Genomic DNA, 20,463 nt, shown 5'->3' on the forward strand with positions numbered 1-20,463 from the left:
GGCTTCCTTGAAGAGTGGGCAGCGGGATTTTAGAACCCCGGCCTTTGAATTCGTTCGTTCTTGAAATCGCTTCGCGGGCAAGCCTCGCTCCTACAGAAATGTGTCGTTCGCGAAATTGCATATGACAGGAACTCTGTAGGAGCGAGGCTTGCCCGCGAAGAGGCCAGATCAATCAATACAACAACCTGACCCATTCAAATTCACTCAAGCATACCGCCGCAAACGTGAAACATTCGTCACCACCGATTTGGCCTGTCGCCTGAAGCTGCTTATCATGGCGCGCCCACACGCTTTCAAGAGTGACTTATGCGCCGCCTGCTCACCGGCTGTTTCGTTACCCTGCTGCTGTTGCTTAACACCCTGGTGCTGTTTGGGCCTTTGATGGTGTTCGCCCTGCTGAAACTGCTCTTGCCCGGGCGCTTTCGCGATTACGCCTCCTGGACGGTGATGTGGATTGCCGAAACCTGGGCCGAAATCGACAAACTGATCTTCCGACTGTGCATTCCCACCCAATGGGACATCCGCGGCGGCGATGATTTGCGCCGCGACACGTCGTATCTGGTGATTGGCAATCATCAGTCCTGGGTCGACATCCCGGCGCTGATCCAGACACTTAACCGGCGCACGCCGTTCTTCAAATTCTTCCTCAAGAAAGAACTGATCTGGGTGCCGTTCCTGGGCCTGGCCTGGTGGGCGTTGGACTATCCGTTCATGAAGCGCTACACCAAGGCGTTTCTGGCAAAGAACCCGGAGCTGGCCGGCAAGGACCTGGAGATCACCAAAGAGGCCTGCGAGCTGTACAAGCGTCAGCCAGTGACGGTGGTCAATTATCTGGAAGGCACCCGCTACACCTCGGCGAAAAGCGCCCAGCAGCAGTCACCGTTCACCCACCTGCTCAAGCCCAAGGCTGGCGGCGTGGCTTTTGTGCTGGCGGCGATGGGTGAACAGCTGGATGCCGTTCTCGATGTGACGGTGGTGTACCCGCAGCAGAAGATCCCTGGGTTCTGGGATTTGATCAGCGGCAACGTGCCCAGGATCATCATCGACATCCAGACACGTGAACTGGACCCGGCGCTGTGGCAAGGCGATTACGAAAACGATCCGGTGTTTCGCGAACACGTCCAGAACTGGGTCAACCAGCTCTGGATCGAGAAGGACCGGCGCATCAAGGCGCTACGCGCCGAGGGCTGACTCAGCTACCTATGCCGGTGCCGGTGCCAGTGCCCCAGATCCCGCCAAGATTTTGCAGCAGCGAACCGGCGACGCCTTGCTGACCGAGGTATTGCAGAATCACCGGGGCAAACAGGCCGATCATGCCGGTGTCCATGCCCAGGGCACTGAACGCGTTGTTCAGGTCCTTGGTGTCCTTGACGTTACCCAGCAAACCATTGAGCAAAGGGTTCTTGTCGACACCACCGCCGAGCAGCCCACCCAATCCGCTCAAGCCACTGAGAGCGCTGTTGCCGGCGATCTGATCGAGGCCCGGCACATTTTTGCTCAGCTCGGTGAAGTCCTGGCCGCTGAGTTGGTTCCTGGCCAGCCCCAGCATCGCACCGGCACCACCCACGGCCTGTTCTGCCGTGACGTTGAGCTGAGACCCCAGGGTAGTGAGCAAACCGGCAGCCTTGGGGAGCGCTGCCACGGCGTCTTCGCTCTCGTCGCTCTCGCCGCTCTCATCGTCCTCGTTACCCTGCATCGCCGTAACCGCATTGGCCGCATCGCTGAGGCTGAACTGTGCAAAGGCCGGGCTGGCGGCCAGCGTCGTCAACGAAGCAACAGCCATGAGCGATGCCAGCGCAAAACCGCGTGAAACGTTCATCCAGACATCCTCTTGTGCCATGAGAACCACCCGGCAGGGCAGCAAAACTGCCGATTTGACCGGGCATCTGCTGGCATGTTCCCCCCCAGTCGTGGAACCCCGAATCCATACGATGAATGGCACGCCTGCTCCCGCCAAACTGGCCTGTGAACAACCCGGCAGAACCTGAAAGCGCAGGCTGCGGTGCTCCATAAAAAAGGGCGACATCACTGTCGCCCTTCTTCCCGTCTTGCTCCCAGCCTTACGCCGCGCTGAACATCTTGTGCGGATCGATCACAAACTTCTTCGGCACGCCCGCATCGAACTCGCCATAACCACGCGGGGCGTCGTCGAGGCTGATGACTTCGACACCCACGATGTCGGCAATCTTGATGCGGTCCCACATAATGGCTTGCATCAGTTGGCGGTTGTACTTCATCACCGGGGTCTGGCCGGTGTGGAAGCTGTGGGATTTGGCCCAGCCCAGACCGAAGCGAATGCTCAGGCTGCCCATTTTCGCGGCGGCATCCACCGCACCCGGGTCTTCAGTGACGTAGAGGCCGGGGATACCGATTTTGCCCGCCACGCGAACCACGCCCATCAGCGAGTTGAGCACGGTGGCCGGAGCCTCGTGCTTCACGCCGGCATGGCCGTGACCGCGAGCTTCGAAGCCTACGGCATCGACGGCGCAGTCCACTTCCGGTTCGCCCAACAGTGCAGCGATTTGTTCGTGCAGTGGGGTGTCTGTCGACAGGTCGGCGATTTCGAAACCCTGAGCCTTGGCATGGGCCAGGCGGATCGGGTTGACGTCACCGATGATCACCACCGCAGCACCCAGCAGACGAGCGGAAGCGGCAGCTGCCAGGCCAACCGGGCCGGCGCCGGCGATGTACACGGTGCTGCCAGGGCCAACGCCGGCAGTCACTGCGCCGTGGTAACCAGTGGGCAGGATGTCGGAGAGACAGGTCAGGTCACGGATTTTTTCCATGGCCCGGTCGCGATCTGGAAGTTTCAGCAGGTTGAAGTCGGCATACGGCACAAACGCGTATTCGGCTTGGCCACCGGTCCAGTCACCCATGTCGACGTAACCATAGGCACCGCCCGGACGCGCCGGGTTAACGCTCAGGCAGACGCCAGTATGTTGCTCTTTGCACGAACGGCAACGGCCACAGGCAACGTTGAAAGGAACCGACACCAAGTCGCCGATCTGCAGGTTCTCGACACCGCTGCCCTTCTCGATCACTTCACCCGTGATCTCGTGGCCCAGCACCAGACCGGTCTGAGCGGTGGTACGCCCGCGCACCATGTGCTGATCGGAACCACAGATGTTGGTGGACACTACGCGCAGGATGACGCCGTGCTCGATCTTCCTGCCGCGCGGGTCCTGCATTTTGGGATAGTCGATTTTCTGTACTTCGACCTTGCCAGCGCCGAGATACACCACACCACGATTACCAGACATGCTTTCACCTCGCTGTTGTTTTTATGTAGCGGTCGCGTCGCCATGGATCGGCGGCGCGTTGATTGCTCGGGTTATTGCCTGTGTCTTTTTGCGTTGTCTGTAAGGGCCTCTTCGCGAGCAAGCCCGCTCCCACATTGGATCGGGTAGGCATAAGGTCTGTGAACAACACAAAACCTGTGGGAGCGGGCTTGCTCGCGAAGGCGATCTAAAGAACGACGGTGCGATTGGCGTTCAAAAACACCCGTCGTTCAATGTGATAACCAACGGCCCGCGCCAGGGTCAGCCCTTCGATATCCCGCCCTTTGGCGATCAAATCTTCGGGGTAATGACTATGATCCACAGCCTCCACGCCCTGGGCGATGATCGGGCCTTCGTCCAGGTCGTTGTTGATGTAATGCGCCGTGGCGCCGACCAGTTTCACGCCCTTGTTGTAGGCCTGGTGATAGGGCTTGGCACCCTTGAAACCCGGCAGCAGGGAGTGATGAATGTTGATCGCCTTGCCGTCGAGTTTGCGGCACAACTCTGGGGACAGAACCTGCATGTAGCGCGCAAGAATCACCAGTTCGGCGCCGGACTCTTCGACCACCTGCCAGACCTGACGCTCCTGGGAGGGCTTGTCGTTCGGGTCCAGCGGAAAGTGGTAGTACGGAATCTGATGCCAGTCGGCCAATGGCTTGAGGTCCGGGTGGTTGGAAACCACGGCGACCACGTCCATCGACAACTGGCCGATGCGCTGACGGTAGAGCAAGTCGTTGAGGCAGTGATCAGCCTTGGACACCATGATCACCACTTTTGGCCGGTGGTGCGGCGGGGTCAGCTCGAAAACCATCCCGAAGGCGTCACCACGCTCTGCCAAACCTGCGCGGAAAGCTTGCTCATCGAAGCCATCAGGCTGACGAAATTCCACGCGAATAAAAAAACGACCCGAGAGCCGGTCATCAAAGGAATGGTGCTCGGTGACGTAGCAGCCCTGCTCGAACAGAAAGCGGGTCACCGCATCCACGGTGCCGAGGACGCTGGGGCAATCGGCGGTCAGAATCCATGTGTCTGGGGCGCGGCTCATAGTGCGGTGACTCCTGTTGTTATGGGCAACCGCTTCGCGGTTGATCGCGGGCAAGCCTCGCTCCTACAGGGTTGATGTCGGCCATGAAATAACGGGGCGACACGGTCAATTGTAGGAGCGAGGCTTGCCCGCGAAGGCAATCTCAAGCCTGGACGCTAAGCCCGTACTCAGCCGCCGCATCCTGCAACCACAACCACCAGTAATCCGAGAAGCTGCGACGAATCAGCAGTTCCCAGGTGTCTTCGGCGGTGTGGCGGATCATCAATTGCGACTTGGCGAACACCGTGCCGACAGCCTTGCCCACCGGGAAGTTGTTGGGGTGCACGTCATAGCTGGTGGATTTCATCAGCACCTGACGCACGTTCGGGCCGCTGAGTTCGAGGATCTGCTGGCCGCCGCTGACGTTGACGATCTGGATGTGCAGGTCGCCCAGCGCTTCACGCAGTTTCTGCTCGGCGGCGAATTCTTCACCGGTCGGGACGATCAGCAGCCATTCATCTGGCCCCATCCATTGCAGGCTGGTTTCGCCTTTGATCACCACGGTCAGCGCGGCCGGCAGTTCCAGGCCGAGGGCCTTGTGCACGCCAGCGGCGAACGCGGCATCGTGGCCATCGCCACGGATGGTCAGGTGACCGAGGAGTTTTTTCTCGCGCACGATCACGCCGGCGTTCTTGCGGCCCTTGCCCACCAGGCTGGCGAGGTCGGCGTGATGCAGCGACGACTCGGCCTTGGCCCCGGTGGTTGGGCGTTGTTGGTAAACATTGGCTGCGGTCATAAAGCACCTGTCTTGAATTCGTACGACACACCGTAGGAGCGAGGCTTGCCCGCGAAGGCAGCGACGCGGTTTATCTGAGGGACCGCGTTATCGTTCTTCGCGGGCAAGCCTCGCTCCTACGGGAGCTGTGGTGTTACACGTTCTGGCGATCGCCTTTCGGATCGAAGAACACCGAAGAAACGATTTCCGCCTCGATCACGCTGCCGTCGGCCAGCGGTGCGAACACCCGCTCACCCATGCGCTTCAAGCCGCCCTTGACCACACCCATGGCAAACGAATAGCCCAGGGAGTTGTGCAGGTAACTGGAAGTCACGTGACCGACCATGGTCATCGGGATGGTTTGCTTGGTGTTGAACACCAGTTGCGCCCCTTCCGGCAGCCATTTGGTTGGATCGATCGGCTTCAGACCGACCAGCTGTTTGCGTTGATCACGCACGCAGTCTTCGCGGTTCATGCCACGCCAGCCGATCCACGAGAACGGTTTGGTGCGACCAACACACCAGCCCATGTTCAGGTCGTCCGGGGTCATCGAGCTGTCAGTGTCCTGACCGACGATGATGAAGCCCTTCTCTGCCCGCAGAACGTGCATGGTTTCGGTGCCGTACGGGGTCAGGTTGTACTGCTTGCCGGCCTCGACGATTTTTTCCAGCACGCCCATGGCGTAGTCGGCCTGCACGTTGACTTCGTACGACAGCTCACCGGTAAACGAAATCCGGAACACCCGCGCTGGCACACCACCGACCAGACCTTCTTTCCAGGTCATGAACGGGAAGGCTTCGTTGCTCAAGTCGATGTCGGTGACTTCGCTGAGCAGCTTGCGGCTGTTCGGCCCCGACAGGGTCATGGTCGCCCAGTGGTCAGTGACCGAAGTGAAATACACCTTCAGGTCTGGCCATTCGGTCTGATGGTAGATTTCCAGCCATTGCAGCACGCGTGCAGCGCCGCCGGTGGTGGTGGTCATCACGAAATGGTTGTCGGCCAGGCATGCAGTCACGCCGTCGTCGAACACCATGCCGTCTTCTTTACACATCAGGCCGTAACGGGCCTTGCCCACATCGAGCTTGGTCCAGGCGTTGGTGTAGATGCGGTTGAGGAACTCGCGCGAATCCGGGCCCTGGATGTCGATCTTGCCCAGGGTCGAAGCGTCCAGCAGGCCGACGCTGTCGCGCACGGCTTTGCATTCGCGTTTTACCGCAGCGTGCAGGTCTTCACCGTTTTTCGGGAAGTACCAAGGACGTTTCCACTGACCGACGTCTTCGAATTCAGCACCGTTTTTCACATGCCAGTGATGCAGCGCGGTGAAACGAACCGGCTCGAAGATGTGCCCACAGTGACGACCGGCCACGGCGCCGAAAGTCACCGGCGTATAGTTCGGACGGAACATGGTGGTGCCCATCTGCGGGATGGTCACGTTAAGCGAACGGGCGGCAATGGCCAGACCGTTGACGTTGCCGAGCTTGCCCTGATCGGTGCCGAAGCCCAGTGCGGTGTAGCGCTTGACGTGCTCGACCGACTCGAAGCCTTCGCGGGTCGCCAGTTCGATGGCGGCAGCGGTGACGTCGTTCTGCAGGTCGACGAATTGCTTCGGCGCACGGGCAGTGGCTTTTTCGTGCGGCACCTGGAACAGCGCCAGCGTCGGCTCTTCGAGTCGGCTCAGGGCTTTGGGCAGTACGCCTTCGACCTTGCCGAAACCGGCTTCGCTCGCAGCGCGAGCACCGCCTTCAAAACCATCGGCCAGCGAATCGCCGAGGCCGTAGACGCCGTTGATGCCACCGACGCACACGCGTTTCTGCGGTGCTTCGCCCGGCACGAAACCGAGGATGTCTTCACGCCAGATCGGTTTGCCACCCAGGTGCGACGCCAAGTGAACCACCGGGCTGTAACCGCCGGAACTGGCAACCAGGTCGCACTCAAGCCACTCGCCCGGGCTGGTCACGGTGTGTGCTTTTACATCGATCGCGGCAACGCGAGCGGCAGTGACGTGCTTGCTGCCACGGGCCTCGATCACGGCGCTGCCGGTCAGGATGCGGATGCCTTTGGCGCGCGCTTCTTCCACCAGCGCACCACGAGGGTTGCTGCGGGCATCGGCGATCGCGACCACTTGCAGGCTGGCGTCGAGCCAATCCAGCGCTACGCGGTAAGCGTGATCGTTGTTGGTCGACAGCACGAGCTTCTTGCCCGGTGCCACGCCGTAACGACGAACATAAGTCGACACAGCGCCGGCGAGCATGTTGCCCGGCACGTCGTTGTTGCCGTAGACCAGTGGACGCTCGTGAGTACCGGTCGCCAGCACTACACGCTTGGCGCGAACCCGGTGGATGCGCTGACGCACCTGGCCAATCGGGGCACGGTCACCGAGGTGATCGGTGAGGCGCTCGTGAATGGTCAGGAAGTTATGGTCGTGGTAACCGTTGACCGTGGCGCGCGGCAACAGCAGCACGTCCGGGGTGTTTTTCAGCTCGGCGATGACGCTGGCGACCCACTCGGTGGCAGGCTTGCCGTCGAGGCTTTCGCGGGAATCGAGCAGGCTGCCGCCGAACTCTTCCTGCTCATCGGCCAGAATCACACGCGCACCGCTACGGGCAGCCGCCAGCGCAGCCGCCAGACCCGCAGGGCCAGCGCCGACGATCAGCACGTCGCAGTGCTGGTTCATGTAGTCGTAGGTGTCCGGATCGTTCTCGGTCGGCGAGCGGCCAAGGCCGGCAGCCTTACGAATGTACTTCTCGTAGGTCATCCAGAACGATTGCGGGTACATGAAGGTTTTGTAGTAGAAGCCCGGCGGCATCAGCTTGCCGCCGACCTTGCCGAGAATCCCCATCATGTCGTTGTTCACGCTCGGCCAGCCGTTGGTGCTGGTGGCGACCAGGCCTTGATACAGCGCTTGTTGCGTGGCGCGTACGTTGGGGATCTGCGTGGCTTCGGTCGCACCGATCTGCAGCACAGCGTTCGGCTCTTCGGCACCGGCGGCGAAGATGCCGCGTGGGCGCGAGTACTTGAAGCTACGGCCGATGATGTCGACACCGTTGGCCAGCAAGGCTGCAGCCAGGGAGTCGCCTTCAAAGCCTTTGTAGACCTGGCCGTTGAAGGTGAAGCTCAGCACTTTGTTGCGGTCGATGCGTCCGCCGTTGGACAGGCGATTGATCTGGCTCATACCTTCTCTCCCAGAGCCGTGGCGGCCGCTTTCGGGCTGTCGGTCTTGTCGGTGAACTGCGGCTTGGCGCCGATCTTGTAGGTTTCGAGAATCTCGTAGGTCACGGTGTCACGGGTGACGTTGAAGTACTGACGGCAACCGGCGACGTGATCCCACAGTTCGTGGTGCAGACCGCGAGGGTTATCGCGGAAGAACATGTAGTCGCCCCACTCCTCGTCGGTGCAGCTGTTCGGGTCCAGTGGACGCGGGATGTGCGCCTGGCCGGATGCATGGAATTCCTCTTCGGAGCGCAGTTCGCCACAGTGAGGACAGAAGATATGCAACATAGGGATTTCTCCTGTTAGTGGGCGACTGCTGCAGCGCCGTGTTCGTCGATCAACGCACCGCTATGGAAACGGTCGATGGAGAAAGGTGCAGCCAATGGGTGCATTTCACCCTTGGCCAGACTCGCGGCAAACACGTTGCCCGAGCCAGGTGTTGCCTTGAAGCCACCGGTGCCCCAACCGCAGTTGAAGAACATGTTCGGTACCGGGGTTTTCGAAATGATCGGGCACGCATCCGGCGTGGTGTCGACGATGCCGCCCCACTGACGGTTCATGCGCACACGGGACAACACCGGGAACATCTCGACGATGGCCTGGATGGTGTGCTCGATCACCGGGTACGAACCACGCTGGCCGTAGCCGTTGTAGCCGTCGATACCGGCGCCGATCACCAGGTCGCCCTTGTCGGACTGGCTGATGTAACCGTGTACGGCGTTGGACATGATCACGCTGTCGATAATCGGCTTGATCGGCTCGGACACCAGCGCTTGCAGCGGGTGCGACTCGATCGGCAGACGGAAACCGGCGAGTTTGGCCATGTGCCCGGAGTTACCGGCGGTGACCACACCGACGCGCTTGGCGCCGATGAAGCCCTTGTTGGTTTCAACACCGATGCACACGCCGTTTTCCTTGCGGAAACCGATCACTTCGGTCTGCTGGATCAGGTCCACGCCAAGTGCGTCGGCGGCACGGGCAAAGCCCCAGGCCACGGCATCGTGACGGGCCACGCCGCCGCGACGCTGGACGGTTGCGCCCATCACCGGGTAGCGAGTGTTCTTGGAGCAGTCGAGGTACGGAATCTCGTCGGCTACCTGTTTGGCATCGAGCAGTTCGCCGTCCACGCCGTTGAGGCGGTTGGCGCTGACCCGACGCTCGGAATCACGAATGTCTTGAAGCGTGTGGCACAAGTTGTAAACGCCACGCTGGGAGAACATCACGTTGTAGTTCAGGTCCTGGGACAGGCCTTCCCACAATTTCATCGCGTGTTCGTACAGGTGCGCCGACTCGTCCCACAGGTAGTTGGAGCGAACGATGGTGGTGTTGCGCGCGGTGTTACCGCCGCCCAGCCAGCCTTTCTCGACCACGGCCACGTTGGTGATGCCGTGCTCCTTGGCCAGGTAGTAGGCGGTCGCCAGACCATGCCCGCCACCGCCGACGATGACCACGTCATAGACCTTTTTCGGGGTCGGCGTGCGCCACATCTTCTGCCAGTTTTCGTGATGGCTGAGGGAGTGTTTGAAGAGGCCGAAGCCCGAATAGCGTTGCATAGTCATTTACTCCAAAACCGCGCTCAGCGATAAACCGGGAAGTCCGCGCACAGGGCTGCCACTTGCTGCGCGACATTGGCCTCGACATCGGCGTCGCCGAGGTTGTCGAGGATGTCGCAGATCCAGCCGGCCAGTTCAACGCACTGGGTAACCTTGAAGCCGCGAGTGGTCACCGCCGGGGTGCCGATACGCAGGCCGGAGGTCACGAACGGCGACTGTGGATCGTTCGGGACAGCGTTCTTGTTCACGGTGATGTGGGCGCGACCGAGTGCTGCATCCGCCTCTTTGCCGGTAAGGCCCTGACGGATCAGGCTGACCAGGAACAGGTGGTTATCGGTACCGCCGGACACTACATCGTAGCCGCGTTTGATAAATACGCCGGCCATGGCTTGGGCGTTGTCGATCACTTGTTGCTGGTAAGCCTTGAAGCCAGGCTCCAGCGCTTCCTTGAAGCACACAGCTTTACCGGCGATGACGTGCATCAGCGGGCCGCCCTGAGCGCCGGGGAACACGGCAGCGTTGAGCTTCTTCTCGATTTCTTCGTTGGCCTTGGCCAGGATCAGGCCACCACGCGGACCGCGCAGGGTCTTGTGGGTGGTGGTGGTGACCACGTCGGCGTAAGGCAGCGGGTTCGGGTACAGGCCGGCAGCGACCAGACCGGCAACGTGGGCCATGTCGACGAACAGCAGCGCACCGACCTTGTCGGCGATCTGACGGAAGCGTGGGAAGTCGAGGGTCTTGGAGTAGGCAGAGAAGCCGGCAACGATCATCTTCGGCTTGCACTCGACGGCCAGGCGCTCGACTTCGTCGTAATCGATCAGGCCGGTCTTGGTGTCGATGCCGTACTGCACGGCGTTGTACAGCTTGCCCGAGGACGACACCTTGGCGCCGTGGGTCAGGTGGCCACCGTGGGCCAGGCTCATGCCGAGAATGGTGTCGCCGGCTTGCAGCAGGGCCAGGTACACAGCGCTGTTGGCCGAAGAGCCAGAGTGCGGCTGAACGTTGGCATAGTCGGCACCGAACAATTGCTTGGCGCGTTCGATGGCCAGGGCTTCGACCTTGTCGACGTGCTCGCAGCCACCGTAGTAGCGCTTGCCCGGATAACCTTCGGCGTATTTGTTGGTCAGGCCGCTGCCTTGCGCTTCCATCACGCGCTTGCTGGTGTAGTTCTCGGACGCGATCAGCTCGATGTGATCTTCCTGGCGTTGCTCCTCGGCATTCATCGCCGCCAGCAGTGCATCGTCGTAACCTTTGATCTGGTCTTGCTTGCTGAACATCGCGTCTCTCCCAGCGGCATCTATGCGCCATTCGTCTCGGTAAGGCACTGGCGTTACGGCAGTGCCCTTTGGAAGCGATGGTATGACCGGCGCAGACAGGTCAAATGCCTATGGACGCCACGCAAAGGTGCGTTTACGACATGGCGAGAAATGGCATGCCGAACACAACCCTTGAAGCAGCCAGGATCCCCTGTGGGAGCGGGCTTGCTCGCGAATGCGGTTTGTCATCCGACACTGATGTTGACTGGCCCGGCGCATTCGCGAGCAAGCCCGCTCCCACAGGGTTATGCGAGGGCGTGGCGCAGGACTAGCAAGATAAGGAAATGCGCAGGATAGAGCGCATACGCCCAACGGCGCATCGGTGGTGGTTGAACGCCTTGGGCATGTCGCAATAGCAGCAGGCCCAGCAGTGGCGCAATCAGACAAGCGGCAATGCCGAGGATGGCTGCACTGCTGTGAAGTCGCGCGGCGTAATACAGCACTTGCCATTGATTGGCCGCCAGGCAGACCAGCCCCGGCAGCAGACTGAGATACCAGGGGCGGTTAATCACCAGCAACATCGCCAGCGGCAACAGCACGCCGAAGAATCCGAACATCAGTCGTTCCGGGAACAGCGCCGCCAGCAACAAGGCACCCGCCGCCAATAGCCGCGGCTGAAGCAGCCTGTGCTGCCAGCCACGGGCGACCAACAAACCCAGAACCAACGTGGGCAACACGTTTAAGGTGTTGTGATCAGGAATGTACATCCGGTAGGGAATTTCGCTTACCGCGCTAAACAGCAACAACCAACCGAAGTAGCGCCACTGCCCGTCGGTGGCTATTGCGCGAGGCCGCGACAGGTTCGCCGCCATCGCCAGACAAAACCACGGGAACGCCAATCTACCCGGCACATACAGAATATCGACGGAATAACCGACATATCGCAGGTGATCGAGCACCATGCTCAGCAGCGCCAGCCACTTGAGCAGATCCAGCGCCCCATCCCGTTGAGTCATGTGCATAATTGCCCGTCAACCGTGTATTTTTCTGACAGCAACATCCCGTGTGCTCCCCGGACGATCTTCGGTAAAGTGCGCACCATCATTGACCACGATGCTCTTCACCATAAGAGCCTCGACCACGGAAGCCGGCCATGACCGATAAGAGCCAACAATTCGCCAGCGACAACTATTCCGGTATCTGCCCTGAAGCCTGGGCTGCCATGGAACAGGCCAACCACGGCCACCAGCGCGCTTACGGCGACGATGAGTGGACCGCACGCGCATCTGATCAATTCCGCAAACTGTTTGAAACCGATTGCGAAGTGTTCTTCGCCTTCAACGGCACCGCCGCCAACTCATTGGCCCTGTCGTCACTGTGCCAGAGTTACCACAGCGTGATCTGCTCGGAAACCGCCCACGTCGAAACCGACGAATGCGGCGCGCCGGAGTTTTTCTCCAACGGCTCCAAGCTGCTCATCGCCCGCACCGAAAACGGCAAGCTGACGCCGGAGTCGATCCGCGAAATCGCCCTCAAGCGCCAGGACATCCACTACCCCAAACCCCGCGTAGTGACCCTGACCCAGGCCACCGAAGTCGGCAGCGTGTACACCCCGCAAGAAATCCGCGCCATCAGTGCCACCTGTAAAGAACTGGGCCTGAACCTGCACATGGACGGCGCACGCTTCTCCAATGCGTGCGCATTTCTTGGCTGCTCGCCAGCCGACCTGACCTGGAAGGCCGGCGTTGACGTGCTGTGCTTCGGCGGCACGAAAAACGGCATGGCGGTGGGCGAAGCGATTCTGTTCTTCAACCACAAACTGGCCGAAGACTTCGATTACCGCTGCAAGCAGGCCGGGCAACTGGCGTCGAAGATGCGCTTCCTCTCGGCGCCGTGGGTCGGGATTCTGGAAAACGACGCCTGGCTCAAATACGCCCGCCACGCCAACCACTGCGCGCAGTTGCTGGCTGAACTGGTGAGCGATATTCCTGGCGTGGAACTGATGTTCCCGGTGCAGGCCAACGGCGTGTTCCTGCAACTGTCGGAACCGGCAATCGCCGCACTGACCGCCAAGGGCTGGCGCTTCTACACCTTCATCGGCAACGGCGGCGCACGCTTCATGTGCTCGTGGGACACCGAAGAAGAACGCGTGCGGGAATTGGCGGCGGATATTCGACAGGTCATGGCGGGCTGACACCCACCAGCTTTTGTGGGAGCGGGCTTGCTCGCGAAGAGGGAGTGTCAGTCGACATCAATGCCGCCTGGTACACCGCCTTCGCGAGCAAGCCCGCTCCCACAGGTTCCGCGCCTTAACTGACTGCCCTCCAACAAGACTTCGTCTACATTGACTGGCGAGCCGTTTCGATCCGCTCAGATAACAACAATCAGGAGCGTATGCATGTCACTACAAGGCAAAACCCTGTTCATCACCGGCGCCAGCCGTGGCATCGGCCGTGAGATTGCGCTGCGGGCAGCAAAGGACGGGGCCAACATCGTGATTGCCGCCAAAAGCGCCACCCCTCACCCCAAACTGCCAGGCACCATCTTCAGCGTGGCGGCGGAAGTTGAAGCCGCGGGAGGCAAGGCGTTGGCCTTGCAGGTGGATGTGCGTGATGAAGTTGCCGTGCGCCAGGCCATGGCCGACGCCAGCGCACATTTCGGCGGCATCGATGCACTGATCAACAATGCCGGGGCGATCAAGCTGACCGGCGTGCAACACATCGAACTCAAACGCTTCGACCTGATGCATCAGATCAACACCCGCGCCGTGCTGCTGTGCAGTCAGGCTGCCCTGCCCTATCTGAAGAAATCCGCCGGACACATTCTCAATCTGTCGCCGCCGCTGAATCTGGCCCCCAAGTGGTTCTCCCAGTACAGCCCGTACACGGTGACCAAATACGGCATGAGCATGCTGACCCTGGGCATGAACGAGGAATTCGCTTCCTACGGCATCAGCGTCAATTCCCTGTGGCCACAGACCATGATCGCCACGGCTGCCATCGAGTTTCAGCTGGGGTCACGCGAGTCGTTCAAACATGCGCGCACGCCGGCGATCATGGCGGATGCTGCTTACGCGATTCTGAGCAGCAGTGGTCGCAGCATCACCGGGCGGTTGCTGATTGATGAGGAGATTCTGCGGGAGCATGGCGTGACCGAATTCGATCATTACCGCTTTGAGCCCGACACCAAAGACAAGCTGATGCCAGACCTGTTTGTGGACTGAAATACCAACCATTGTGGGAGCGGGCTTGCTCGCGAAAGCGGTGTGTCAGGCAACATCAATGTTGACTGTGCCGCCGCCTTCGCGAGCAAGCCCGCTCCCACAGGTTCAAAACTCGATCCGCACGTCGCCCTTCGGCACGCTGCAGCACGACAGGATGAACCCTTCGGCCTCGTCTTCCTCGGTAATCCCGCCGTTGTGGTCCATTTCAACCTCGCCGCCCAGTTTCATCACCTTGCACGTCCCGCAAATCCCCATCCCGCAGGCTTTCGGGATCAGCAGGCCAAGCTTGGCCGCCGCCGCATGCACGGTTTCGCCCGGCGCCACGCGAATGCTTTTGCCGGACGCGGTGAATTCCACCTGATGCAGATCCGCCGCGTCGATTTCTGGAGCATCCGCCGCTTGCTCGGCTTGCTCCACCGCATCGGCACGGGCTTCCGCTGGCGTCGCGCCGAAGGATTCCTCGTGATAACGCTTCATGTCGAAACCCGCCGCCTCAAGCATGCGCTTGACCGCGTTCATGTACGGGGTCGGGCCGCAGCAGAAGACTTCACGGTCAAGGAAGTCTGGCGCCATCAGCTCGAGCATCTTGTGGTTCAGGTAACCGCGATAACCGGCCCACGGCTCGCCCAGACCATGCTTCTCGCAGATCAGGTGCAGGCTGAAGTTATCGATCCGCGACGCCATGTGTTCCAGCTCGCGGTGGTAAATGATGTCTTTCGGTGAACGGGCGCTGTGGATAAACACCATGTCGACATTGCCGTTGGTGTCGTAGAACCAACGGGCCATGGACATGCACGGCGTAATACCGACGCCGCCGCTGAGGTAGAGCACTTTCGGCGCGGGGAAGTCCATGGCGTTGAACAGCCCGACCGGCCCGTGCACCGCCAGCTCCTGGCCTTCATGCAGGGTGTCGTGCAGCCAGTTGGACACCTTGCCCCCCGGCACGCGCTTGATGGTCACCGAAAAGCTGTACGGCACCGATGGCGAGCTGGAAATGGTGTAGGAGCGCATGATCGGCACGCCGTCGATTTCCAGCTCCAGGGTGACGAACTGCCCCGGCTTGAAAAAGAACAGGATCGGCTGGTCGGCCATAAAGCAGAAGGTGCGCACATCCCAGGTTTCCTGGATGACTTTGACGCAACGGACAATGTGTCGACCATTGGCCCAGGTCTGGGTGGTTACCGGGTTCAGGAAGCTGTTGGACATGCTGTTCTCCACGGCCGACTACCGGCCTTTATGTTGGCGATTCTGCGTATAGCGCAGCTCCTCCATTTACCTATCTGCGACATTCACATACTTATCGCGACCAGCCCCCAATTACCGGGGGTTGCGCGTCGGGAACAGATTGGGCCATGTCGCCCATGGATAAGGTTCTGGCGAGCGCCGGCCCCACACTCGCCCCATACCAAGACATAATCTTTACACCTTGCGTAGCAAACCTGATTAGCCACTTTCGCCGGCCACACAGAATGGCCATGAGGATCAAATCGATGGACGTCACCGCAAAAATCAGCCTGGGCGATCCGCTGGAACCCGCACGCAAGGCCACCGCGCAGATGCTGCAAGAACGCGAGCGCACTTTCTCGCTGCCGCAGCCGTTTTACTCTGACGAGCGGCTGTTTGATATCGACATGCAGGAAATCTTTCAGAAAGAGTGGTTGATCGCCGGCATGACCTGCGAAATCCCGACCAAGGGCAACTACCTGACCCTGCAAGTCGGCAAGAACCCGATCATCGTGATTCGTGGCGCCGAAGGCGTGGTCCATGCGTTCCACAACGTCTGCCGTCACCGCGGTTCACGGCTGTGCACCAGTGAAAAAGGCAAAGTCGCCAAACTGGTCTGCCACTACCACCAGTGGACGTATGAGCTGGACGGTCGCCTGCTGTTCGCCGGTACCGAAATGGGCGCCGACTTCGACATGAAGCAGTACGGCCTCAAACCGGTGAACGTGAAAACCGCTGGCGGCTACATCTTCATCAGCCTGTCGGAAAACCCGCCGGCCATTGATGACTTCCTGTCGACGCTGAACCATTACATGGAACCGTACGACATGGAGAACACCAAGGTGGCGGTGCAAACCACCTTGATGGAGAAAGCCAACTGGAAACTGGTGCTGGAAAACAACCGCGAGTGCTACCACTGCAACGCATCGCACCCGGAACTGCTGAAAACCCTGCTGGAATGGGACGACGTCACCGACCCGCGTGCCGACCAGGCCTTCAAGGACCACGTTGCTGCTTCGGCCGCTGCCTGGGAAGCCGAGAAGATCCCTTACGCCCACGCCAGTTTCGGCCTGCGTAACCGCATCGTGCGCATGCCGCTGCTCAAGGGCACCGTGTCGATGACCATGGACGGCAAACAGGGCTGCGCCAAACTCATGGGCCGCATCAAGAACCCGGACCTGGGCTCGATGCGCATCCTGCACCTGCCGCACTCATGGAACCACTGCATGGGCGACCACATCATCGTGTTCACCGTGTGGCCGATCAGCGCTCAGGAAACCATGGTCACCACCAAGTGGATCGTGCACAAGGACGCGGTCGAAGGCGTGGACTACGACGTGGAGCGTATGCGCCAGGTCTGGGATGCGACCAACGACCAGGACCGTCGCCTGGCCGAAGAAAACCAGCGCGGGATCAACTCCACGGCTTACCAGCCAGGGCCTTACTCCAAGACCTATGAGTTTGGCGTGGTGAATTTTGTGGACTGGTACAGCGAGCGGTTGCTGAACAACCTTGGGGCCGAGCCTGCGCCGTACCTCAAAGGCGTTCCGGTTCAGGGATAAGATCAAGAGCTTCGCGAGCAAGCCCGCTCCCACAGTTGACCGAGTCGTTCACAGATTTTGTGTACGCCACCGATCTAATGTGGGAGCGGGTTTGCTCGCGAAAGCGGTCGCACATTCACCCAATCAACTTAAAGACCACCGCACCGACCCATCTTCCCCAATAAACGTCTCTTCGATGTTTTCCCCCACCAGCCGCACCTTCACATAACCGTTCAACACCCGATCCGGGTACGCCTCATCCCGCGCATTTTGCGTTTCCGACCACAGCACCCGCGAATGCCCGTTCAGCTCGCTGGCATTGCCGTAGGGAATCGCCCCATGGCCGGCGCAGCGCGCATGCAACCCGCCTTGAGCGGCGTAGCAGATGCCGTTGTGCAAATGCCCCCAATACCAGTAATCCGGCTCGCGGCCCAAGGCATCGCACACCGGTTGATACAGCGCCGTCTTGTTGTGCCCGGTAATGTCGAAACCCTGGTGATGACTGAGCACCATGATCTTCTTGCGCTGAGGCAGCCCTTTCATCCAGTCGATCTGCTCCTTGTTCAGCGCACCGTCCATGTACAGGTTAATCGGATCCGAGGCATACGCCGTGTCGAGGCCGATCACCAGCCAGTCATCGTTGTACAACGCAAAATAACTGGTGCCCTGCTGCGCCGGGAAACGCTTGGCCAATTCCTTGAAATAGCCATGGGCGCCGCTGTACATCTCGTGGTTGGAGTTGAGAGTGAACGAGCCCTGCTTGCCCATGGGCCAGCCGACCATGTCGACGTCTTCCTGAGAGCGGGTGCCGGCGTAGTACACGTCCCCCAGGTGAATGGTGAAATCAGCCTGGGCCAGTTGCATCTGGTTGGCGACTGAGACCGCCGGGGCGTGGCTATCGAACGGCCCGGTGCCCCAGTCGCCGGCGATGGCCAGGGTCACGTCACTGTCCATGCGCATCAGCGCCGGGTTGGTAGCGAACGGCGCGTGATGCCGCAGGTTCTCGATCCACTTGAGCAATGCCTCGCTCCACAACAGATCCAGCAGCTCCCATTTGCGACAACCGAGCAGGCTGCCGTCCTTGAGCACTCGGGTTTGCAGTTCGTCGACCGATTGCGGCAAGGGCCTGGCGTTGCCGATGTGCAGGATCGACAAGCCGTGGGCCAACTCCCACGGCACACTCGGCTGATCGTCTGGCACATCGCCGTGCTCGAGCACGTATTGCGCCTGATCGTGGCCCCGCTGCAGCAGCGCGACAATGGCCTGGTACTCCTCCGGCTCAAGCTCGCTGACGAGCTTTTTCCAGGCCATATCCAAACGGGTGAACAAGCCATGTACGCGTAGCTTGACCTTGTCGTACTCGTGTTCCCAATGACTGACCAATGACATGTCGCTTTCCTCCATCCGTAGTGGAATTACAGGGTTTTCATGAACTCGATGAGCGCCCGCTTATCGAGTTCCGACAGTTGCGTGCCGTACAGGTGGCCGCCGTTGTGGTTGCCCTCCAGACGGGTGTCGTACTTGAAGTCCGCCGAGGCCTTCATCTGCTGGCCACTGGTGACGAAGCCGACTTTGTCCTGGTCGTACACATCGGAGCCGGTGAAGAACACCAGCGGTCTTTTTTCCGGTGGTTGGAGCAAGTCCCACAGGGTCGGTACCGAGCCGTTGTGCAAGTACGGCGCGCGCAACCAGACGCCGTCGGTGGGCGTGTTGCTGTAGCTCTGGGTCTTGCGATAGGCGCCAAAGTCGAACGGCGATTTCTTGAAGCCATGGAAAGCCGTCACTAAGCCATTGGTGAACGAGTTCAGCCGATGGGGATCGGTGCCCAGTTCATCAATGCTGGTGGTGACCTGACCGGTGTCGGTGCGGCCGAAATCATGGCAACCGGCGCAGTTGTTTTCCCAGACCGGTTTGCCCCGCGCGACTTTGGCCTGATCCAGCGCGAACGGCCATGCCGGCGCCTTGTGGCCCAGCAACCAGTTGGTCACCCGGTTGAAACTGTCCGGCAACACTGACTCCGGCGTCGCGCCCACGGCCATGGCCGCCGCGTAATTACGCTCATGGATGTCGTTGTTGTTGCCGTCCCAGTGCAGGTACAGCGACTCCCGAGGCTTCTGGTTCCAGACTTGCGGCAAGTCGACGGTGCCGATGGTCGAGTCATCCGGGAAGCCGAATACCACCATTTTCGTCGGGTTGAAGGTGTCGGTGCGCCCCGGCCCTTGCGGTGCGCGCAGGCGTTGCCAGGCATAGGCCTGTTTCTGCTTGACCAGCGCGCTCGTGGCCATCGGAATGATCACGTAGCGGTTGTACAAGCGTTCGAAAAACCCGAGCTGGAACTTGCTGTTGATTGCTGTCATCACCGCGTCAGGGGTGAATGTCGGGTCGCTGGCGCAATTGTAGGCGAACCACTGGAAGGCCTGCAGTTGCAGGGTATTGGCCGGCGCGGTGGCCACCGGGATGGCGACCTCGCTGGTATTGGCCCGGTAGGAACCGGTGTGGCACAGGGCGCAGTTGGGCTCCACGGTCGGGTAGCCGATCTGCCGCTTGGCCATACCGATCGGCAGGTCCTTGCCGTTCTCGTAGAGGAAACCGAAAACTTCGTAGCCGCCGGGTTTCGGCAGTTTATCCGGGCACATCTGCGGCAATACGGCGAACAGGTAATAGGGAATCCGCGCCTCGATGCCCAGGCCGATGGCGCCGTACTTGTAGTGGTCCTCATCGGAGGCGTACTGCTCTGCCGGCACCACCCGCAGCATCTGGTACCAGGTTTCGTAGCCGATAAACCCCAGCGCCAGCACCACGACCAGCGTGGCGACTTTGAAGCTGTGCCGCTGCCAGCGTCGCGCCCAGGCTGCGCGCCACGCATGCCAGCCGTCGCGAAGTAACGCCAGGGGCCGATTGGCCGGCGCGCTGCCCAGGTACAGCAGAACCCCGAGGATCAGGAACATGCTCAGGTCACCCAGCAGCATCGGCACGAATACTTGAGCCTGGTTGCTGGTGTTGATCAGGTAGATCCAGAACGCCACGGCCACCAGTCGCGACAACACGCACAGCCACGAATGCACGACGTATCGTGGCGCGTTGAAGCCTGACGGCATGTAGAACAGGCTGATCCCCACCAGCAGCATGCCGGCGTTTTCCAGCCACGGATCGGAGAGTTGCGGCGGCATCCCGAGCATCGAAGTCAGCAACGCCGGCGCGAACAGCGCCGGAATCGCGAAGACCATGTTCATCACGATGCCTAGCCAGATGAAGCGTTGAAACCAGCGGATGTAACTGTCCATGGCATCCATTTCCTTGTGCATGACCCGCAAGATGTAGCGCCTGATAGATTGCCTTCGCGGGCAAGCCTCGCTCCTACAGGTTTCGCACCGCTTTG

The 20,463-nt window shown here is 60.5% G+C and carries 16 protein-coding genes; 4 read left to right on the plus strand and 12 right to left on the minus strand.

Going from position 1 to position 20,463, the window contains the following annotated elements:
- Window positions 1–306 precede the first annotated feature (306 nt).
- Window positions 307–1,191, plus strand: coding sequence for an acyltransferase (locus KW837_RS08390; RefSeq protein WP_218395227.1), 885 nt, complete (start codon window positions 307–309; stop codon window positions 1,189–1,191).
- A gap of 1 nt (window position 1,192) precedes the next feature.
- Here KW837_RS08390 and KW837_RS08395 read toward each other — a convergent pair whose 3' ends face one another.
- The 9 genes from KW837_RS08395 to KW837_RS08435 form a co-directional block, all read right to left on the minus strand.
- The gene (locus KW837_RS08395) at window positions 1,193–1,819 is read right to left on the minus strand and encodes a DUF2780 domain-containing protein (RefSeq protein ID WP_192344839.1); all 627 of its coding nucleotides are present in this window, start codon (window positions 1,817–1,819) and stop codon (window positions 1,193–1,195) included.
- A 241-nt stretch (window positions 1,820–2,060) separates the two neighbouring features.
- Window positions 2,061–3,260 (minus strand): formaldehyde dehydrogenase, glutathione-independent, encoded by a 1,200-nt coding sequence (fdhA, locus tag KW837_RS08400; RefSeq protein ID WP_007907573.1) that lies wholly within the window; start codon window positions 3,258–3,260, stop codon window positions 2,061–2,063.
- Between the two features lie 205 nt (window positions 3,261–3,465).
- Window positions 3,466–4,323 (minus strand): formyltetrahydrofolate deformylase, encoded by an 858-nt coding sequence (gene purU / locus KW837_RS08405; RefSeq protein WP_007907570.1) that lies wholly within the window; start codon window positions 4,321–4,323, stop codon window positions 3,466–3,468.
- A 142-nt stretch (window positions 4,324–4,465) separates the two neighbouring features.
- Entirely contained in the window at window positions 4,466–5,098 is a 633-nt protein-coding gene (locus KW837_RS08410; protein ID WP_218395228.1) for a sarcosine oxidase subunit gamma, read from the minus strand.
- Between the two features lie 133 nt (window positions 5,099–5,231).
- A complete protein-coding gene (locus KW837_RS08415; protein WP_218395229.1) occupies window positions 5,232–8,249 on the minus strand; it encodes a sarcosine oxidase subunit alpha in 3,018 nt (1,005 codons plus the stop codon).
- Window positions 8,246–8,575: a sarcosine oxidase subunit delta gene (locus KW837_RS08420; RefSeq protein ID WP_008008142.1), complete on the minus strand. Its 330-nt coding sequence runs from the start codon at window positions 8,573–8,575 to the stop codon at window positions 8,246–8,248. Before KW837_RS08420 ends, KW837_RS08415 begins: the two co-directional genes overlap by 4 nt.
- 14 nt (window positions 8,576–8,589) lie before the next feature.
- Window positions 8,590–9,840: a sarcosine oxidase subunit beta gene (locus tag KW837_RS08425; protein ID WP_007907561.1), complete on the minus strand. Its 1,251-nt coding sequence runs from the start codon at window positions 9,838–9,840 to the stop codon at window positions 8,590–8,592.
- A gap of 23 nt (window positions 9,841–9,863) precedes the next feature.
- Entirely contained in the window at window positions 9,864–11,117 is a 1,254-nt protein-coding gene (gene glyA, locus KW837_RS08430) for a serine hydroxymethyltransferase (RefSeq protein ID WP_008076466.1), read from the minus strand.
- A 284-nt stretch (window positions 11,118–11,401) separates the two neighbouring features.
- Window positions 11,402–12,118, minus strand: coding sequence for a TraX family protein (locus KW837_RS08435; protein WP_218395230.1), 717 nt, complete (start codon window positions 12,116–12,118; stop codon window positions 11,402–11,404).
- Window positions 12,119–12,249: 131 nt separating this feature from the next.
- Between KW837_RS08435 and KW837_RS08440 the strand changes: the two genes are divergently transcribed.
- Window positions 12,250–13,290, plus strand: coding sequence for a low specificity L-threonine aldolase (locus tag KW837_RS08440; RefSeq protein WP_218395231.1), 1,041 nt, complete (start codon window positions 12,250–12,252; stop codon window positions 13,288–13,290).
- 204 nt (window positions 13,291–13,494) lie between these two features.
- Window positions 13,495–14,319, plus strand: coding sequence for an NAD(P)-dependent oxidoreductase (locus tag KW837_RS08445; protein WP_218395232.1), 825 nt, complete (start codon window positions 13,495–13,497; stop codon window positions 14,317–14,319).
- A gap of 105 nt (window positions 14,320–14,424) precedes the next feature.
- Here the strand turns inward: KW837_RS08445 and gbcB are convergent, their stop codons facing one another.
- The gene (gene gbcB, locus KW837_RS08450; RefSeq protein ID WP_123497283.1) at window positions 14,425–15,525 is read right to left on the minus strand and encodes a glycine-betaine demethylase subunit GbcB; all 1,101 of its coding nucleotides are present in this window, start codon (window positions 15,523–15,525) and stop codon (window positions 14,425–14,427) included.
- A 284-nt stretch (window positions 15,526–15,809) separates the two neighbouring features.
- Between gbcB and gbcA the strand changes: the two genes are divergently transcribed.
- Entirely contained in the window at window positions 15,810–17,105 is a 1,296-nt protein-coding gene (gene gbcA, locus KW837_RS08455; protein WP_218395233.1) for a glycine-betaine demethylase subunit GbcA, read from the plus strand.
- Window positions 17,106–17,228: 123 nt separating this feature from the next.
- Here gbcA and KW837_RS08460 read toward each other — a convergent pair whose 3' ends face one another.
- Window positions 17,229–18,473, minus strand: coding sequence for a metallophosphoesterase (locus KW837_RS08460; RefSeq protein ID WP_218395234.1), 1,245 nt, complete (start codon window positions 18,471–18,473; stop codon window positions 17,229–17,231).
- 26 nt (window positions 18,474–18,499) lie between these two features.
- On the minus strand, window positions 18,500–20,368 hold the full coding sequence (locus KW837_RS08465; RefSeq protein ID WP_218395235.1) for a hypothetical protein: 1,869 nt from the start codon (window positions 20,366–20,368) through the stop codon (window positions 18,500–18,502).
- Between the last annotated feature and the right edge of the window lie 95 nt (window positions 20,369–20,463).

This window comes from Pseudomonas sp. PDM24, from assembly GCF_019218905.1.
GTDB lineage: Bacteria > Pseudomonadota > Gammaproteobacteria > Pseudomonadales > Pseudomonadaceae > Aquipseudomonas.

Excerpts from the sequence above, each read along its gene's own strand:
- KW837_RS08390 (WP_218395227.1), top strand. The coding sequence starts at position 307 with ATGCGCCGCCTGCTCACCGGCTGTTTCGTTACCCTGCTGCTGTTGCTT.
- KW837_RS08395 (WP_192344839.1), bottom strand. The coding sequence starts at position 1,819 with ATGAACGTTTCACGCGGTTTTGCGCTGGCATCGCTCATGGCTGTTGCT.
- fdhA (WP_007907573.1), bottom strand. The coding sequence starts at position 3,260 with ATGTCTGGTAATCGTGGTGTGGTGTATCTCGGCGCTGGCAAGGTCGAA.
- purU (WP_007907570.1), bottom strand. The coding sequence starts at position 4,323 with ATGAGCCGCGCCCCAGACACATGGATTCTGACCGCCGATTGCCCCAGC.
- KW837_RS08410 (WP_218395228.1), bottom strand. The coding sequence starts at position 5,098 with ATGACCGCAGCCAATGTTTACCAACAACGCCCAACCACCGGGGCCAAG.
- KW837_RS08415 (WP_218395229.1), bottom strand. The coding sequence starts at position 8,249 with ATGAGCCAGATCAATCGCCTGTCCAACGGCGGACGCATCGACCGCAAC.
- KW837_RS08420 (WP_008008142.1), bottom strand. The coding sequence starts at position 8,575 with ATGTTGCATATCTTCTGTCCTCACTGTGGCGAACTGCGCTCCGAAGAG.
- KW837_RS08425 (WP_007907561.1), bottom strand. The coding sequence starts at position 9,840 with ATGCAACGCTATTCGGGCTTCGGCCTCTTCAAACACTCCCTCAGCCAT.
- glyA (WP_008076466.1), bottom strand. The coding sequence starts at position 11,117 with ATGTTCAGCAAGCAAGACCAGATCAAAGGTTACGACGATGCACTGCTG.
- KW837_RS08435 (WP_218395230.1), bottom strand. The coding sequence starts at position 12,118 with ATGCACATGACTCAACGGGATGGGGCGCTGGATCTGCTCAAGTGGCTG.
- KW837_RS08440 (WP_218395231.1), top strand. The coding sequence starts at position 12,250 with ATGACCGATAAGAGCCAACAATTCGCCAGCGACAACTATTCCGGTATC.
- KW837_RS08445 (WP_218395232.1), top strand. The coding sequence starts at position 13,495 with ATGTCACTACAAGGCAAAACCCTGTTCATCACCGGCGCCAGCCGTGGC.
- gbcB (WP_123497283.1), bottom strand. The coding sequence starts at position 15,525 with ATGTCCAACAGCTTCCTGAACCCGGTAACCACCCAGACCTGGGCCAAT.
- gbcA (WP_218395233.1), top strand. The coding sequence starts at position 15,810 with ATGGACGTCACCGCAAAAATCAGCCTGGGCGATCCGCTGGAACCCGCA.
- KW837_RS08460 (WP_218395234.1), bottom strand. The coding sequence starts at position 18,473 with ATGTCATTGGTCAGTCATTGGGAACACGAGTACGACAAGGTCAAGCTA.
- KW837_RS08465 (WP_218395235.1), bottom strand. The coding sequence starts at position 20,368 with ATGGACAGTTACATCCGCTGGTTTCAACGCTTCATCTGGCTAGGCATC.